The following is a 16,158-nucleotide window of genomic DNA, read 5'->3' on the forward strand; positions in this document are numbered from 1 at the left end:
ATCACATTGCGTTTGATTTAATTTATCTGCCAGAGGAAACCTTATTTCTTAAAAAATGTAAAGAACAAGGAGCTACAGTTAAAAATGGTTTAGACATGTTGCATCTTCAAGCTCAAAAAGCATTGAATATTTTTTTACAATAGAATATTCGTTTTTTGTTTGTCATTAAAATTATTATTTTTACTCAAAGCTTAAATGTATGAGTGCTAATCAAATTTTTAATAGCTATTTAGTAGAGCAAAAAGTTTGGGATGAAATGTATTCCAACACAAATGTTCGCGAACAATATAAAGGCATATTTGATTTTTTGAGCCAACTTCCAGAAGCAGTATTGAACAATAAAGAAGAACTTTCGAAACAATTGTTCATGAGTCAAGGCATCACTTTTACAGTATATTCAAGCAACGAAGGCATCGAAAAAATATTTCCGTTTGATATCATCCCCCGCATTATTACCGCCAGTGAGTGGGCCTTTGTTGAACGTGGTATTAAGCAGCGCCTTACTGCGCTTAATCTTTTCCTGAAAGATATATACCATAACCAGTTTATTGTAAAGGACGGCATCGTACCTATTGATATCATATATTCGTGCCCGCATTTTTTGCGCGAGATGTACCAGTTGAAAGTGCCGTATGATATTTATGTACATATTTCGGGCATCGACCTGATCCGCGATGAAGACGGTACCTTTTACGTACTCGAGGATAACCTGCGCACCCCATCGGGTGTAAGTTATATGCTGGAGAACCGGGAGATAACCAAGCGCCTATTCCCTGATCTGCTGCCGCAATGCGGGGTAAGGAGCGTGACGGAATATCCAACCATATTGTATAAAAACCTGCTGGCATTATCGCCCAGGCAAATCTCCAACCCCACCATTGTATTGCTGAGTCCGGGGATTTATAATTCCGCTTATTTTGAGCATACCACTCTTGCCCGTTTAATGGGCGTTGAACTGGTTGAGGGGCGCGACCTGGTGGTGAATAACCACAAGGTTTATATGAAAACCACTACAGGCTTGCAACAGGTTGATGTAATATACCGCAGGGTTGATGATGAATATTTAGATCCGCTGGTGTTTAACCCGGCAAGCATGCTGGGTGTTGCCGGTATTATGGGCGCTTATCGTAAAGGTAATGTCGCCATTGTAAACGCTATAGGCACCGGGGTTGCCGATGATAAGGCGGTATATGTTTATGTGCCCGATATGATCCGTTATTACCTGAACGAAGAACCGATACTAAAAAACGTACCCACCCACCAATTAGGCAACCGCGATGAGCGCGACTATGTGTTTAAAAACCTCAATAAAATGGTGGTTAAAAAAACCAATGGCAGTGGTGGCTACGGCATGTTGATGGGGCACGCGGCATCTGAGCAGGAGATTGACGATTATAAAAAAGAGATCCTGAAAGATCCCCGTAACTTTATAGCGCAGCCAACTATTAGCCTGTCATCGGCGCCATGTTATATGCAGGGTTCACTAACACCCCGCCGTATTGATCTGCGCCCCTATGCATTATATGGCCCGGATGGCATAGAAATAGTGCCCGGCGGATTAACCCGTGTTGCCTTAAAAGAAGGCTCACTGGTAGTAAACAGCTCGCAGGGCGGTGGCAGTAAGGATACATGGGTATTGGCGTAGCCCCCCGGCCCCCTAAAGGGGGAGTAAATGTGCAGGAGGCTAAAAGCAAACCTGAAAATGAACTTTATAAATTATACAAATCAAAAAAATCCCCCCTTTAGGGGGTTAGGGGGCTAATATGTTAAGCAGAGTTGCAGCAAGTTTTTATTGGTTAAGCCGCTACATTGAGCGCAGCGATGGTATGCTGCGGATGCTCAAAATTAATTATGCCTCATCGCAGGATACCATCCAGGAGTTTACCTGGGAGCCGGTGATCAGGATATTTGCCGGGGTGAATGAAGATGAGGCCGACAAGCTGGATAATGACAGCCGTGCGGTTTTAAAATACATGGTTACGGGTAAAAACAACCCTAACTCGATCCTCAGCATTATAACGCTGGCCCGCGAAAATGCTCGTGGCGTACAGGAACACATCACCAAGGACCTATGGCAATGCCTTAACGAGTATTACCATACCGTGAAAGATTCGCGCCTGGAGCGCTCCCTACAGCGCGAGGACCCTATTGGCGTACTTGACGTATTAATAAAGCAGGTGATGCTTTATTACGGCACGGTTGAGATAACGATGGAACGGGGCGAAGGCCGGAGTTTTATGAATATTGGTAAATACCTGGAACGAGCTATACAATCGGTAGATATTTTGGATACCAAATTCAGCTCGATAAGTGATAATCCCGATCTGTTGACAGATACCACTTATTGGAAACATTTGTTACTTTCTTTAGGCGGATATGAGCTATACCTCAAAACCTACAGGGAGGGCTTTGAGGCAGAGAATGTGCTGGAGCAGGTTGTTTTAAATAATGATTTCCCACGCTCGGTTATCTATTCGGTAAATAACATTCAACGCTATTTTGATAGGTTAAAGAATGATACCAACGTGGATACATTCCGCGAGATGTCATTCCAGATCGGTCGCCTACAAAGCCGGATCAAATACAGTTCGGTAAGGAGCATCCGGGCCGAGGGTTTGCATTTGTTTTTAACACAAATCCGAACGGAACTTTATGGCATAGGTAACTCACTAAATGAATATTACTTTGCCAACTCATAAATTAATTTGAAAATTCGCTGATTTGAAAATTTGAAAATGATTAATAAACAATTTGAGGATTAATAATGGATGAGCTGATTCATTTTCAAATCGTCAAATTAAACAATTGAAAACATGCCTGAATTTAAAATACAACATATAACCAAATACACCTATGAAGGGATGGTACGCGATAGTGCCAACCAGATCATACTGTACCCCATCAAAGACGAATACCAGGATGTAATTCACCAGGAGATGCAAATTACAGGTAACCCGGTTGTGGATACGCATACTGATTATTACGGCAACGAGGTGGGCAGCTTTACTTACAGCGAACGGCATTCGGTAATGCTCATCAATTCAAAACTAAGTGTTACTACCAGGCAACGACCATTACCGGTAAATGATATCTTCCCCGAGCAACAATGGGAATACCTGAAAAACATTCAATATATGGTACCTTATATTGATTTTTTAAAGCAGGAGTATTTTGAAGGTTTACCCGAATTACAGGTTGTAGTTGACCGGGAACGGAACAAAGACGATACCCCCTACCAGATTGCTCTTCGTTTTTGCAGCTATGTTTATCAAAACTTCAACTACATAAAAGGCGTTACCACTGTTGAAACCACCCTTGATGAGGTATGGAATTTAAAAGCCGGTGTTTGCCAGGATTTCGCGCATATTTTAATGGTGATGCTGCGCTTATTAAAGATCCCTGCACGTTACGTGAGCGGCTATATATGTACTCATAGCAGTAATATGCGTGGAGAAGGCGCTACACATGCCTGGGCCGAAGCCTATATCCCGGATTATGGCTGGCTGGGTATCGATCCTACCAATAATTGCGTCGCCAATGAAACCCATGTGCGCCTGGCTGTTGGTCGTAACTTTTCTGATTGTTCGCCGGTGAAGGGTGTATATAAAGGCTCATCGGGCCATAAACTTGAAGTAGCTGTTACCGTTGACGATGGGAACGGGTTTTGCATTGACGATAAACCACATTATGACACCCCGCTTCAACAAGTAACCGATATCCCTAAAAATAGCTACCAGCGCTATATGGAGATCATTCAGCAACAGCAGCAACAACAACAACAACAATAGATGTGCAGATTTCAGATGTGCAGGTGTGTTAAACAAAAAACGTCATTGCGAGGCACGAAGCAATCCCCTACTTACAGAGCGGCTCTGCTTATCGGGGATTGCTTCGTACCTCGCAATGACGCGTGGGAGATATCAGACATCAAAACAAATCATCTGCACATTTGAAATCTGAAATCTGCAAATCTTCAGCTTACACTTTCTTAATCGTCTCCATCAATACCGGAATTTTTGGCACTTTATCAAAGGCCTGGAATAACTTTCCGTTTTTGTCGTAAATGGCAATGTATGGCGTTGTTTGCACGTGATAATATCGTTGCACTACATAAGTGTACCCTTCGGTACCAATGGTAATATTGTGGTATTTGGCCAGGTCAAAATCACGCTGAAAAACCTGGATAGCTTTTAACTGATTAACAAAGGTGATCATAACTATCTGTACCCCTTTGAGCTTATCCATTTGTGGTTTCAGGTCATACATCAAATGTTGACAATGGCTGCAATCCGGCGAAAAATAGATCACCATCACAGGCTTATTCTTTTTCAGGTCGGCGGGCGTTACGTAAACGCTGTCGGTTGTCAGTATGTGATATGGTGCAATTTTGCTGTTGGCAGGCATGGTTTGGGCCTGGCTGCAGCCGGCAGCTACAATAAGGCAAAGCAACAAGTATATTCTCTTCATTGTATTGATAAAATTTTTCATTAAAGCATAGTTACGATATTTTTAACTCTCCAGCAATTCCAACTGCCAGGCAATATGTTCTTCTGTTACAGGGAATAACGCGTTTTCGCGCACGGTATGATACACCGCATCAAATAATCCATTGTAATTACCTTTGTCTGACGGAAACCACTCTACTGTTTTCTGATTATCGGCGCCCATCAGCACCAATTTCCCTTCACTACCTAAAGGCTCAATACCAAAACCTTCGTCGGTTGGCATCATGCCTGTATCCAATTGGGCTTCCTGTACATCGGTGCGTAATTTAACAAAACTGCCCAATGTTCCGTGAATCACAAAACCAGGCAATGCCTCCGCAATAAGTAATCCCGAAGTTAAATAAACATGCAGCTGATTAGGATAGGTTAAGTGAATATTGAAGTAATCATCCACCTGCGATCCGGGCCGGTGAGTGGCAGTAGTTTTTATATAGCTTAATGGCCTGCCAAATATACTGATCGCGTTATCAACAAGGTGTGCACCCAAATCATACGTTAAGCCATTACCCGGGGTACCTTTGGTTTCTTTAAATTGTTTTACACCAATAGGCATCCGGTACCTGTCCAACCGAAAATGAACCTCAATTAACTCACCAAGACGCCCGCTTTCAATTACCTTTTTCACCGATAGAAAACCACTGTCATATCTGCGGTTCTGATAAATCATTACTTTAAGATTCAACTTTCTGCCCAAATCAAACAAAGCCTTTACCTCTGCAGAAGTTACCGCCGCGGGTTTTTCTATCAGCACATGTTTCCCGGCATTCAGGGCCTGCATGGCATAATCAAAATGTGTATTGTTGGGCGTGTTAACTACGATCAGTTCAATTTCAGCATCATTAAGCAGTTCATCAACTGAATTATAGCTAATTACATCCGGATATATTTTACCTGCCTTTTTTTCATGACGTTCTACAACTGCTTTAAAAGTAAAGCCGGGGTTAGTGGTTAAAAATGGAGCATGAAAAATTCTGCCCGACATGCCGTAGGCCATCAGGCCGGTTACTATTGGTTTTGTTGACATAGGTGTTTTGCCTTTAGTTTGGAAGTAAAAATAAGATTATTTCTGTAAGACGCCAGTATAAATCATTCCATCCATACAGGCACCAGCTTGTTTTAAAACGGGAAGTATTTAAAGGAAAAGAAACTTTGAAATACAATTCATCCTATATAAATTGGTCACTAATATTTCATAATACTTTAGATGGCAAATACCTTCTCACAAATTTATCTTCAATTTGTTTTTGCCGTAAAGGATAGGCAAAGTCTGATTACAAAAAACAACAAAGAGGAATTACATCAATATATAACAGCACTAGTACAAAGCAGGCGGGCCAAATTACTTGCAATTAATTGTATGCCCGATCATATTCATATTTTCGTCGGATTTAAACCAACAATTTTGATCTCTGATTTTGTGAAAGAGATCAAAGTAGAAAGCAATGAGTTTGTTAACAGCAAAAATTGGGTGAAAGGAAAATTCAGTTGGCAAGAGGGCTATGGGGTATTCTCTTACTCGCATTCCCATATTGACGCTGTCGTCAAGTATGTTTTGAATCAGGAAAAGCATCATCAAAAGCGAACATTTAAAGAGGAGTATTTGGATTTATTAAATAAGTTCGAAATTCCATTTGATGAGCGATATGTATTTGAATTTATTGATTAGAATTTCATGACGTTTTATAGGAGGCACCTATGGAGCCAAAAATGAAAGGTAGACTGTTTTGCTATAAACACGAGACTCCGCTGGAGTCTTTTGTCTGATTAATACAATGGGTACGTTTTTCTTACTACCAATATTCAATAATCTGCGAAGCTTCCCGGCTACAGCGTAGCCGCGTGTTTGTAGCAAATTAAGGAACAACGATTTGGCTCCATAGGTGCCTCCTACTCGCCGCCTTAAAGCAAAAAAAGCCCGGCTGAAATAATCCAGCAGGGCTTTACAATGTATTTAACTAAAACTTAGTTTTTTTCGTCTTTAACTTCTTCAAAGTCAACATCAGTTACGGTATCGCCATGATCCTGCGCACCTGCTCCTGTGTTACCTTCAGGCTGACCACCTTGCTGAGCGTCGCCTGCAGCTTTGTACATCTCTTCAGATGCAGTAGCCCATGCAGCATTCAGTTCAGTTTGAGCGGCATCTATCGCATCAAAGTTTTTAGCAGCATAAGCTTCTTTCAACTTAGCTAAACCAGCTTCGATAGGACCTTTTTTGTCGGCAGAAATTTTATCCCCGTACTCTTTCAGTTGTTTTTCTGTTGAGAAGATCAAAGCATCAGCACCATTCAGTTTTTCAACTTCTTCACGTGCTTTTTTATCTGATTCAGCATTAGCTTCAGCTTCATCCTTCATCTTCTTGATCTCAGCATCAGTTAAGCCAGAAGAAGCTTCGATACGGATTTTTTGCTCTTTACCGGTTGCTTTATCTTTAGCAGATACATGCAATATACCGTTGGCATCAATATCAAAAGTTACTTCAACCTGTGGTACGCCACGAGGTGCTGGTGGAATACCATCCAGGTGGAAACGACCTATAGTACGGTTACCCGCAGCCATTGGGCGCTCACCCTGTAATATGTGAATCTCTACAGATGGCTGGCTATCAGACGCAGTTGAGAAAGTTTCAGATTTTTTAGTTGGGATAGTTGTGTTTGCTTCAATTAATTTTGTCATTACACCACCCATAGTTTCAATACCTAATGAAAGTGGAGTAACATCCAATAACAACACATCCTTAACCTCGCCTGTTAATACACCACCTTGAATAGCAGCACCAATTGCAACAACTTCATCAGGGTTAACACCTTTTGAAGGAGTTTTACCAAAGAATTTTTGAACAGCTTCCTGTATTGCAGGGATACGTGTAGAACCACCTACAAGGATAACTTCGTCAATATCAGAAGTGCTGTAACCAGCATTTTTCAATGCAGTTCTGCAAGGCTCAATAGTACGTTTGATCAGGCTATCTGCCAATTGCTCAAATTTAGCACGGGTTAAAGTTTTAACCAAGTGTTTTGGCATGCCATCAGCAGCAGTAATGTATGGTAAGTTAATTTCTGTTTGTGCAGAACTTGATAACTCAATTTTAGCTTTTTCGGCAGATTCTTTTAAACGTTGCAAAGCCATTGGATCTTTACGCAGATCAATACCTTCATCGCTTTTAAATTCATCAGCCAACCAGTCAATAATTACCTGGTCAAAGTCATCACCACCTAAGTGAGTATCACCATCAGTTGATTTTACTTCAAAAACGCCATCACCTAATTCAAGGATTGATACGTCATGTGTACCACCACCGCAGTCAAAAACTGCAATTTTCATATCCTTGTGTGCTTTATCAAAGCCATAAGCTAAGGCAGCAGCAGTAGGTTCGTTAATGATACGACGTACTTTTAAACCAGCAATTTCACCGGCTTCTTTAGTGGCCTGACGTTGTGCATCGTTAAAGTAAGCTGGTACAGTGATAACAGCTTCTGTAACTTCATGTCCTAAAAAGTCTTCAGCAGTTTTCTTCATTTTCTGAAGGATCATTGCAGAGATCTCTTGCGGAGTATATTTACGGTCGCCAATTTCAACACGTGGGGTGTTGTTGTCACCTTTAACTACATTATAAGGTACACGTGCAGCTTCACTTGTAACCTCGTTAAACTGGTTACCCATAAAGCGTTTGATAGATGAGATGGTTTTTGTAGGGTTAGTGATTGCCTGACGTTTTGCAGGATCGCCAACTTTACGCTCGCCGTTATCTATAAAAGCTACTACGGACGGCGTAGTACGTTTGCCCTCGCTGTTTGCTATAACTACAGGTTCGTTACCTTCCATTACAGCCACGCAGGAGTTTGTTGTTCCTAAGTCGATTCCAATTATTTTAGACATATGATTGTTTTTTCTTGATTTTATTAATTTACTACAACACCTATTTAACAACGTTTGTGCCAATACCTATTTGGCAGGGCATATGGTCAGGATGACAATTATTGCGTCAGAAAAGTCATTCCCAGTGGTGACAGGTTGGCAGAAATTAAGGTGAAAGCTGAAAGGTTAAGGGTGAAAGGTTGCGTTTAGAAGTTAAAAATGTAGTCTAAATTTTATTTAAAAGGCTGCAAAATTATATGTGGAAACATTAATTGCACTACCTAAACATAAAGAGCAGTCAGCGACCTCGGAGGCCATTGCCAAAACAATTAAGGTTAACTTTAAAACTGCCTGGCCTACTTATATTCTATTATATACTGAAATACGTTCAAATAGAAGTCGGTTAAATTTCAATCAATAAGCTTGATTCTCGATCACCAAAAAACTCCCATCTTCATAAGTTAAAATTTCATTAACTTTACACAAACAAAACGCCTCTGTTACCAAATACTCCAAACAGGCTTATTACTACGCCTGGAATTGCATAACAAAAGCTTTGTATACAAAGCTTACCCTTCACTTTAAAAAAGAGAACTGGTTTACTATTGTTATTTAATTCCAAACAAATCAAATGTTTTTTATCGAATCGGAACGGTTAAAACTGATGTCGTTAACACACGAACAACTTTTGCTGCTACGGCAAGACCGCGCACTCATGGAAATTTCTATTGGGCTAACACCGTCATTTATGCTTGTCGAACCCTTTTACTATGCCGAAATCATAGATGCCCTCGACAACTTCTGGCTACCCAACACCCTCGCCCACCCCGAAAAATATCTATGGTATACAGATTGGGAACTGGTGCTTAAAAGTGCAAATACCTCGGTAGGCGGCATGGGCTTTGCAGGCTACCCAAATGAAAATGGCGAAGCAGAGATTGGCTATATGATTGATGGCAATCATCACAACAAAGGCTTCGCGACAGAAGCTTTAAAAACAATGATTGCCTGGGCATTCACGCATCAATTTGTAAAAGCCATTATTGTGCATACCTATGCAGATAACCTGCCTTCGTGCCGCTTGTTAGATAAATGCGGTTTTGAACAGGTGGAAGACGTAGAAGGGTTGCTTACTTATAGGTTGGAGAAGTAATTCAATTTGTCAGCACCGGGATTAATCAGATTCAGCTGATTCCTGGATTTGATTGTGAAAGACGCAATGAAAGGTAAAATCCCTTAATCCGAAAATCTACTTAATTACGGTTCAGACAAAAACTATGTCACAAAAAAACGCCCTGCTCAAATGAACAGGGCGTTTTTTAATATCTAAAAGGTAGATGAAATTATTCTCCTTTTTCTTCTGCTTCCGGAGTTGCAGGAGCTTCAGTTTCAGCAACTGGCGCTTCTTTAACTTCTTCGGCAACAACAGCTTCTTCAGCAGCAACAGGTGCAGCAGTTTTAGCTTTTGCAGAAGCACCACGACGACGAGTTGATTTTTTAGCCGCAGCTGCAGTATCAACGCCGTAAACGGTGTTATAATCAACTAACTCAATCATTGCCATTTCAGCGTTGTCACCTAAACGGTTTTCTAACTTAATGATACGAGTATAACCACCTGGACGGGTTGCTATTTTCTCAGCAATTTCGCGGAAAAGAATAGTAACTGCATCTTTATCCTGCAGGTAGCTAAATACTATACGACGAGAGTGTGTAGTATCGCTTTTTGATTTTGTTAAAAGTGGCTCAACATAACCGCGTAAAACTTTTGCTTTAGCTAATGTTGTAGTGATGCGCTTGTGTAAGATAAGCGAAGTTGCCATGTTGGCCAGCATCGCTTTGCGGTGGCTGGTAGTACGGCCTAAGTGATTGTTTTTGTTTCCGTGTCTCATTGTTTTTAATTATTTCACGTGCATACCGTCTGGCGATCAACTCAAGCCTTCGGAATTATGCCTTCGCTATTTTTATTATTAGATTCAAGAATTAAGAGTCAAGAATCAGGATATTTTCTTATATCTTGATTCTTAACTCTTGATTCTTTTTTATTATTCTTCGTCTAACTTAAATTTAGACAGGTTCATACCAAAAGATAAACCTTTTGATTTAACCAGGTCCTGAATTTCAGTTAATGATTTTTTACCAAAGTTTCTGAACTTCAACATATCAGCAACATCATACGATACTAAATCGGCAAGGCTGCGGATATCGGCAGCTTTAAGGCAATTCAATGCACGTACAGACAAGTCAAGATCAACCAATTCAGTTTTAAGGATCTTACGCATGTGTAATATCTCTTCATCAACTTCTTTGGTTTCTTCTTTGGCCTGAGCTTCAAGCATCATGTTCTCATCGCTAAATAACATAAAGTGCTGGATAAGGATCTTAGCAGCTTCTTTTAATGCATCTTCAGGATGGATAGATCCATCGGTAGCAATATCTAAAACTAATTTTTCATAATCAGTTTTTTGCTCAACACGATAGTTCTCGATAGTATATTTTACGTTTTTTATAGGCGTAAAGATAGAATCGATAGCAATAACACCAACATTTGCATCCGGGTTTTTATTTTCCTCGCTTGGAACATAACCACGGCCTTTACCTACAGTAAGCTCAATTTCAAGCGTTACTGATGAATCCATATTGCAAAGTATCAGATCAGGATTTAATACAGTAAAGTTGTTGGAGAATTTAGTGATATCACCAGCTTTAAATTCATCCTGACCATTTATGATAACAAATACTTTCTCGTTATCGCCAGATTCACCTGTTTTTTTGAAACGAACTTGCTTAAGGTTCAAAATGATCTCGGTTACGTCTTCAACAACACCTTTGATGGTTGAAAACTCATGCGTAACTCCTGAAAAACGAACAGAAGTTATTGCATAACCTTCTAGTGATGAAAGTAAGATACGACGTAGAGCATTACCAATGGTTATACCGAAGCCTGGTTCTAACGGACGAAATTCAAACGTTCCATCAAAATCATTCGATTTCTGCATGATAACCTTGTCTGGTTTTTGAAATGCTAAAATTGCCATTTATATCCTTTATTTATTGTTTGCTAATTGAAATGATTTAAACCACGAAAATGATTGACATAACATGCCAATCATCACGTGGATAAGTATCGTTATTATTTTGAGTACAACTCAACGATTAAATTTTCCTTAATGTTTTCAGGTATCTCATCGCGGTTAGGATAGTTAAGGAATTTACCTGTTAAGGCATTTGCATCCCACTCTAACCAGCTGTATTTGTTGATTCTTCTTCCGGCTACTGATGTAGTAATAGCTTCAAGTGATTTAGATTTTTCACGTACAGAAATCACATCACCTGCTTTTAACGCGTAAGATGCAATGTTTACAACAGCACCATTAACGTTAATGTGTTTGTGATTAACCAGCTGACGGGCTCCAGAACGTGTAGGTGATATACCTAAACGGTAAACAGCATTATCTAAACGGGCCTCTAAAAATTTCAGCAAGTTTTCGCCTGTGATACCTTCTTTAGCCGATGCACGGTGAAACAAGTTTTCGAACTGACGCTCTAATACACCGTAAGTGTATTTAACTTTTTGTTTCTCCATTAACTGGGTTGAATATTCTGATTGCTTTCCACGACGTTTGGAAGCACCATGCATTCCGGGTGGATAGTTTTTACGTTCTAACGCCTTATCCGGACCGAAGATCGGCTCACGGAAACGACGTGCTATTTTGGACTTTGGTCCTGTATATCTTGCCATTGTTGTGTGTTCTTAAAGTATCATGCAACCTTACGCTGCAGAATCTTAGCTTTAAAATCTGTTAATTAAACTCTTCTTCTTTTAGACGGACGGCAACCATTGTGTGGAAGCGGCGTAATGTCTTTTATCGTGGTAACTTCAATACCTGCAGTTTGCAAAGTACGGATAGCTGATTCACGACCGGCACCAGGGCCTTTTACAAATACTTCTACCTTGCGTAAACCTAAATCATAGGCAACTTTACCGCAATCGCCGGCAGCTTGACCTGCAGCGTAAGGAGTATTCTTTTTTGAACCCTTAAAGCCCATTTTACCAGCTGATGACCATGAAATAGCCTGGCCGGTTTTGTTGGTAAGGGTGATAATGATGTTGTTAAAAGTTGCATTGATGTGTGCTTCGCCAACCGGCTCCACAATTACAATGCGCTTTTTGGTAACTTTTTTACTTTTAGCCATTTTTTTGATTATTGATTTTACGAATTACTTGGTTAATACCATAACCAGGACCCGTAACCATTCTTTATAACTTATTCCTAATGATCTTAAAGCAATAATAAATTACCACCTCTCAACCACTAATCAATTATTATTTAGTAGCCTTCTTTTTGTTGGCAACTGTTTTACGTTTTCCTTTACGGGTACGTGAGTTGTTCTTAGTACGCTGACCACGTAATGGTAAACCTTTACGGTGACGTGTACCACGGTAGCAACCTATATCCATTAAACGCTTAATGTTTAATTGAACTTCTGAACGAAGTGAACCTTCAACCTTGATCTGATCGTTAATGATTCCACGAATCGCGGCTAACTGATCATCGCTCCAGTCTTGCACCTTGGTATTAAAATCAATACCTGCTTCAGTCAAAATCTTTTGAGCTGTTGAGCGGCCTATACCGAAAATGTAAGTAAGTCCGATTTCTCCTCTTTTATTTTTTGGTAAATCAATACCTGATATCCTTGCCATATTTCTTTTTTATTTATTGAGTTATCGAATCATTGAATTATCGAATTCCTTAAAATCAGTAATTCAATCTTTCTCCAATTCAAAATTGTTCTTAGCCCTGGCGTTGTTTGTACTTAGGATTCTTTTTGTTAATAACATAAAGTTTCCCGTTACGGCGAATGATCTTGCAATCAGCGCTGCGTTTCTTAATGGATGCTCTAACTTTCATCTCTTTTATTATTTATATCTATAGGTTATTCTACCCTTACTCAAATCGTACGGACTCATTTCTAACTTTACTCTGTCGCCAGGTAAAATCTTGATATAGTGCATACGCATCTTGCCAGAAATATGTGCAATAATCTCGTGACCATTTTCAAGTTCAACCCTGAACATTGCATTTGACAATGCCTCCCTAATTGTACCGTCTTGCTCAATCGAAGATTGTTTAGCCATATTTTGTTGATTATTACTTAATTATCCGCCCTAAAACCGGGATGCAAAATTAATAAAAATTATTTAATTATTATTCTTTTCTTTTAAAACATTATCAACATATTCAAACGTTGATAAAATGTCTGGTTTACCTTTGCCAATAGCAACTGTATGCTCGTAATGCGCCGATACCTTTTTATCTGCAGTTGATACTGTCCACCCATCATCCCAAAACTTAACACCGGCACGGCCTGCATTAATCATTGGTTCAATAGCAATCACCATACCTTCTTCCAGTTTGGTACCTGCACCACGCTTGCCGTAGTTTGGTACTTCGGGTTTTTCATGTAACTGAAGCCCTACCCCATGCCCTACAAGCTCTTTAACAACACCAAAGCCATTCTTCTCAGCATGTTCCTGTACAGCATAGCCTATATCGCCTATGCGCATACCTACAACAGCTTTTGCAACGCCCAGGTCTAAACACTCCTGCGTAACACGCATGAGCTTCTTAGTCTGTTCTGATACCTCGCCAATGGCAAAGGTATATGCAGAATCGCCAAAGTATTTGTTTAAGATAACACCGCAGTCAACAGAAACAAGATCACCGTCGGTTAAAACATGCTTGCCCGGAAAACCATGCACCACCTGATCGTTCAGGGAGATGCATAGTGAAAATGGGAAGCCGTGATAGTTTAAAAAAGCAGGTATACCGCCATTATCGCGTATAAAAGTCTCAGCCAGCTTGTCAAGCTCGATAGTTCTCACACCGGGTCCGATAACCTTAGCTATTTCCCCAAGGGTCTTAGATACGAGTAACGAACTTTCCCTTATGAGTTCTATCTCCTCGACAGACTTATAATTGATTTTTGACATCTTATATGTTAGATCGCTGTCGGACTTGTTCCGGCAGCAGCAGGCATTGCTGTACGTCCTTTAATTCGTCCGGTTTTCATTAAACCATCATAATGGCGCATCAACAGGTGACTTTCTATTTGTTGCAATGTATCCAACACAACACCCACCAGGATGATCAGCGACGTACCACCAAAGAATCTTGCGAAAATTGGAGACACACCAACCAAACTGGCAATTGCAGGAACGATTGCTATAATAGCCAGGAAAATAGATCCTGGTAAAGTAATTTTTGAAATTACACCATCTATATAATCTGCAGTTGTTTTACCTGGTTTAACGCCTGGGATAAAACCGCCATTCTTTTTCATATCATCAGCCATTTGGTTAGGATTAACCGTAATAGCTGTATAGAAATAAGTGAACAGGATTATCAGTACGCCAAACAGCAAATTGTGCTGCCATGAGTTATAATTTGATAACGCAATTAAAATACCGTTTGATGAAATGCTTGGCAAAAATTGCTGTACCGTTTGTGGTATAAACATTAAAGCCTGGGCAAATATGATAGGCATTACACCTGCCGCGTTTACCTTTAAAGGAATGTACTGACGTACGCCGCCGTATTGTTTGTTACCTACTATTCGTTTAGCATACTGCACCGCAATTTTACGGGTACCCTGCACTATCATGATAGTGAACATTACCACACCAATCAAGGCTACAATTTCAACAATGAAAGTTATCAAACCACCAGTACCTGTGGTACGTGATGTAAACTCTGTTAAGAAAGCGCCTGGCAATTGGGCAATAATACCAACCATGATGATCAGTGATATACCATTACCAATACCTTTATCCGTAATTTTCTCTCCCAGCCACATTACAAATAATGTACCTGCGGTTAAAACAAACGTATTAAGTATAGTAAACATTGGATTGCTTATCAGCATAGCATCAGGAGCAACCTGCGATTTAAGGTAACCTATAGCCTGTAAAAACGTGATACCTATGGTTAGGTACCGCGTCCACTGGTTAAGTTTATTACGACCGCTTTCGCCTTCTTTTTGCAATTTGGTGAAGTAAGGAACAGCGATACCTAATAATTGCACCACAATTGAAGCCGAGATATAAGGCATTACACCCAATGCAAAAATTGAGGAACGTGAAAACGAACCTCCCGCAAACATATTCAGCAATCCTACTAATCCTTCTGCTTTTTGGTTTGATACTGATGCAGGATTAACCCCTGGCAGAACCACAAATGAACCGACGCGATATATTAAAAGAAATAAGAGTGTGTTTATAATACGCACTCTCAGATCTTCGATTTTCCAGATATTGGATAATGTGGTGAAAAATTTCTTCATCCTAAAATTATAGCTTAACTATGGTACCACCAGCTGCTTCAATAGCTTTTTGAGCTGTAGCAGTAAATGCATGTGCCTCAACTTCTAATTTGGCTTTTAACTCGCCACGACCAAGGATCTTAACCAGGTCATTACGAGATGCTAAACCGTGTTCTTTCAAAGTAGCGAAATCAACTTTTGTAAGTGTATATTTCTCAACTAATTCTTGAAGTACATCAAGGTTAACGCCTGTATACTCTACACGGTTAGGGTTTTTAAAACCAACCTTAGGCACCCGACGCTGTAAAGGCATCTGACCGCCTTCAAAACCAACCTTTGTGCTTGTACCTGAACGTGACCCGGCGCCTTTATGGCCACGGGTTGACGTTCCACCACGGCCAGAACCTGTACCACGGCCAATTCTTTTTCTATTTTTAGTAGAACCTTCTGCAGGTTTTAAATTACTTAAATTCATGAT

General features: G+C 40.2%; 18 protein-coding genes. 5 read left to right on the plus strand and 13 right to left on the minus strand.

Going from position 1 to position 16,158, the window contains the following annotated elements; translation table 11 throughout:
• The first annotated feature begins 199 nt into the window (after window positions 1-199).
• The 3 genes from Q0R88_RS15275 (at window position 200) to Q0R88_RS15285 (ending at window position 3,788) form a co-directional block, all read left to right on the plus strand.
• Window positions 200-1,645 (plus strand): circularly permuted type 2 ATP-grasp protein, encoded by a 1,446-nt coding sequence (locus tag Q0R88_RS15275; RefSeq protein WP_295717594.1) that lies wholly within the window; start codon window positions 200-202, stop codon window positions 1,643-1,645.
• Between the two features lie 118 nt (window positions 1,646-1,763).
• On the plus strand, window positions 1,764-2,699 hold the full coding sequence (locus tag Q0R88_RS15280; RefSeq protein ID WP_295717595.1) for an alpha-E domain-containing protein: 936 nt from the start codon (window positions 1,764-1,766) through the stop codon (window positions 2,697-2,699).
• 114 nt (window positions 2,700-2,813) lie between these two features.
• Window positions 2,814-3,788 carry a transglutaminase family protein gene (locus tag Q0R88_RS15285; RefSeq protein WP_295717596.1) on the plus strand — a complete coding sequence of 325 codons (975 nt, stop codon included), beginning with the start codon at window positions 2,814-2,816 and terminating at the stop codon, window positions 3,786-3,788.
• A gap of 190 nt (window positions 3,789-3,978) precedes the next feature.
• Here the strand turns inward: Q0R88_RS15285 and Q0R88_RS15290 are convergent, their stop codons facing one another.
• Both Q0R88_RS15290 and Q0R88_RS15295 read right to left on the minus strand, forming a co-directional pair.
• Window positions 3,979-4,467: a thioredoxin family protein gene (locus Q0R88_RS15290; RefSeq protein ID WP_295717597.1), complete on the minus strand. Its 489-nt coding sequence runs from the start codon at window positions 4,465-4,467 to the stop codon at window positions 3,979-3,981.
• A gap of 42 nt (window positions 4,468-4,509) precedes the next feature.
• A complete protein-coding gene (locus Q0R88_RS15295) occupies window positions 4,510-5,529 on the minus strand; it encodes a Gfo/Idh/MocA family oxidoreductase (protein WP_295717598.1) in 1,020 nt (339 codons plus the stop codon).
• Window positions 5,530-5,709: 180 nt separating this feature from the next.
• Here Q0R88_RS15295 and tnpA point away from each other — a divergent pair, with 180 nt between their 5' ends.
• Entirely contained in the window at window positions 5,710-6,171 is a 462-nt protein-coding gene (gene tnpA, locus Q0R88_RS15300; RefSeq protein WP_295717599.1) for an IS200/IS605 family transposase, read from the plus strand.
• Window positions 6,172-6,467: 296 nt separating this feature from the next.
• Here the strand turns inward: tnpA and dnaK are convergent, their stop codons facing one another.
• On the minus strand, window positions 6,468-8,381 hold the full coding sequence (gene dnaK, locus Q0R88_RS15305) for a molecular chaperone DnaK (protein WP_295717601.1): 1,914 nt from the start codon (window positions 8,379-8,381) through the stop codon (window positions 6,468-6,470).
• Window positions 8,382-8,991: 610 nt separating this feature from the next.
• Between dnaK and Q0R88_RS15310 the strand changes: the two genes are divergently transcribed.
• Entirely contained in the window at window positions 8,992-9,513 is a 522-nt protein-coding gene (locus Q0R88_RS15310) for a GNAT family N-acetyltransferase (RefSeq protein ID WP_295717602.1), read from the plus strand.
• Between the two features lie 190 nt (window positions 9,514-9,703).
• On the opposite strand, the gene rplQ is transcribed toward Q0R88_RS15310, so the two are convergent.
• From rplQ to rplO, 10 genes are all read right to left on the minus strand, one after another.
• Window positions 9,704-10,249 (minus strand): 50S ribosomal protein L17, encoded by a 546-nt coding sequence (gene rplQ / locus Q0R88_RS15315; protein ID WP_295717603.1) that lies wholly within the window; start codon window positions 10,247-10,249, stop codon window positions 9,704-9,706.
• 153 nt (window positions 10,250-10,402) lie between these two features.
• Window positions 10,403-11,395 carry a DNA-directed RNA polymerase subunit alpha gene (locus Q0R88_RS15320; RefSeq protein WP_295717604.1) on the minus strand — a complete coding sequence of 331 codons (993 nt, stop codon included), beginning with the start codon at window positions 11,393-11,395 and terminating at the stop codon, window positions 10,403-10,405.
• 95 nt (window positions 11,396-11,490) lie between these two features.
• Window positions 11,491-12,099 (minus strand): 30S ribosomal protein S4, encoded by a 609-nt coding sequence (rpsD, locus tag Q0R88_RS15325; RefSeq protein WP_295717606.1) that lies wholly within the window; start codon window positions 12,097-12,099, stop codon window positions 11,491-11,493.
• A 65-nt stretch (window positions 12,100-12,164) separates the two neighbouring features.
• Window positions 12,165-12,554, minus strand: coding sequence for a 30S ribosomal protein S11 (rpsK, locus tag Q0R88_RS15330; RefSeq protein ID WP_259097382.1), 390 nt, complete (start codon window positions 12,552-12,554; stop codon window positions 12,165-12,167).
• 130 nt (window positions 12,555-12,684) lie between these two features.
• A complete protein-coding gene (gene rpsM / locus Q0R88_RS15335) occupies window positions 12,685-13,062 on the minus strand; it encodes a 30S ribosomal protein S13 (protein ID WP_295717612.1) in 378 nt (125 codons plus the stop codon).
• 91 nt (window positions 13,063-13,153) lie between these two features.
• A complete protein-coding gene (rpmJ, locus tag Q0R88_RS15340; RefSeq protein WP_074487407.1) occupies window positions 13,154-13,270 on the minus strand; it encodes a 50S ribosomal protein L36 in 117 nt (38 codons plus the stop codon).
• 8 nt (window positions 13,271-13,278) lie between these two features.
• Entirely contained in the window at window positions 13,279-13,497 is a 219-nt protein-coding gene (gene infA / locus Q0R88_RS15345; protein WP_090643449.1) for a translation initiation factor IF-1, read from the minus strand.
• Between the two features lie 63 nt (window positions 13,498-13,560).
• Window positions 13,561-14,352: a type I methionyl aminopeptidase gene (gene map, locus Q0R88_RS15350; protein WP_295717619.1), complete on the minus strand. Its 792-nt coding sequence runs from the start codon at window positions 14,350-14,352 to the stop codon at window positions 13,561-13,563.
• Between the two features lie 8 nt (window positions 14,353-14,360).
• Window positions 14,361-15,701, minus strand: coding sequence for a preprotein translocase subunit SecY (gene secY / locus Q0R88_RS15355; RefSeq protein ID WP_295717622.1), 1,341 nt, complete (start codon window positions 15,699-15,701; stop codon window positions 14,361-14,363).
• A gap of 7 nt (window positions 15,702-15,708) precedes the next feature.
• On the minus strand, window positions 15,709-16,155 hold the full coding sequence (gene rplO / locus Q0R88_RS15360; protein WP_295717624.1) for a 50S ribosomal protein L15: 447 nt from the start codon (window positions 16,153-16,155) through the stop codon (window positions 15,709-15,711).
• Between the last annotated feature and the right edge of the window lie 3 nt (window positions 16,156-16,158).

Origin of the sequence: Mucilaginibacter sp., assembly GCF_025362475.1 — a bacterium.
Classification (GTDB): domain Bacteria; phylum Bacteroidota; class Bacteroidia; order Sphingobacteriales; family Sphingobacteriaceae; genus Mucilaginibacter.

Coding starts and splice junctions, on each gene's coding strand:
- tnpA (WP_295717599.1), top strand. CDS start 5,710: ATGGCAAATACCTTCTCACAAATTTATCTTCAATTTGTTTTTGCCGTA.
- rpsM (WP_295717612.1), bottom strand. CDS start 13,062: ATGGCAAGGATATCAGGTATTGATTTACCAAAAAATAAAAGAGGAGAA.
- Q0R88_RS15275 (WP_295717594.1), top strand. CDS start 200: ATGAGTGCTAATCAAATTTTTAATAGCTATTTAGTAGAGCAAAAAGTT.
- rplQ (WP_295717603.1), bottom strand. CDS start 10,249: ATGAGACACGGAAACAAAAACAATCACTTAGGCCGTACTACCAGCCAC.
- Q0R88_RS15320 (WP_295717604.1), bottom strand. CDS start 11,395: ATGGCAATTTTAGCATTTCAAAAACCAGACAAGGTTATCATGCAGAAA.
- rpmJ (WP_074487407.1), bottom strand. CDS start 13,270: ATGAAAGTTAGAGCATCCATTAAGAAACGCAGCGCTGATTGCAAGATC.
- Q0R88_RS15295 (WP_295717598.1), bottom strand. CDS start 5,529: ATGTCAACAAAACCAATAGTAACCGGCCTGATGGCCTACGGCATGTCG.
- dnaK (WP_295717601.1), bottom strand. CDS start 8,381: ATGTCTAAAATAATTGGAATCGACTTAGGAACAACAAACTCCTGCGTG.
- secY (WP_295717622.1), bottom strand. CDS start 15,701: ATGAAGAAATTTTTCACCACATTATCCAATATCTGGAAAATCGAAGAT.
- Q0R88_RS15280 (WP_295717595.1), top strand. CDS start 1,764: ATGTTAAGCAGAGTTGCAGCAAGTTTTTATTGGTTAAGCCGCTACATT.
- rpsD (WP_295717606.1), bottom strand. CDS start 12,099: ATGGCAAGATATACAGGACCAAAGTCCAAAATAGCACGTCGTTTCCGT.
- map (WP_295717619.1), bottom strand. CDS start 14,352: ATGTCAAAAATCAATTATAAGTCTGTCGAGGAGATAGAACTCATAAGG.
- rplO (WP_295717624.1), bottom strand. CDS start 16,155: ATGAATTTAAGTAATTTAAAACCTGCAGAAGGTTCTACTAAAAATAGA.
- Q0R88_RS15290 (WP_295717597.1), bottom strand. CDS start 4,467: ATGAAGAGAATATACTTGTTGCTTTGCCTTATTGTAGCTGCCGGCTGC.
- Q0R88_RS15310 (WP_295717602.1), top strand. CDS start 8,992: ATGTTTTTTATCGAATCGGAACGGTTAAAACTGATGTCGTTAACACAC.
- infA (WP_090643449.1), bottom strand. CDS start 13,497: ATGGCTAAACAATCTTCGATTGAGCAAGACGGTACAATTAGGGAGGCA.
- rpsK (WP_259097382.1), bottom strand. CDS start 12,554: ATGGCTAAAAGTAAAAAAGTTACCAAAAAGCGCATTGTAATTGTGGAG.
- Q0R88_RS15285 (WP_295717596.1), top strand. CDS start 2,814: ATGCCTGAATTTAAAATACAACATATAACCAAATACACCTATGAAGGG.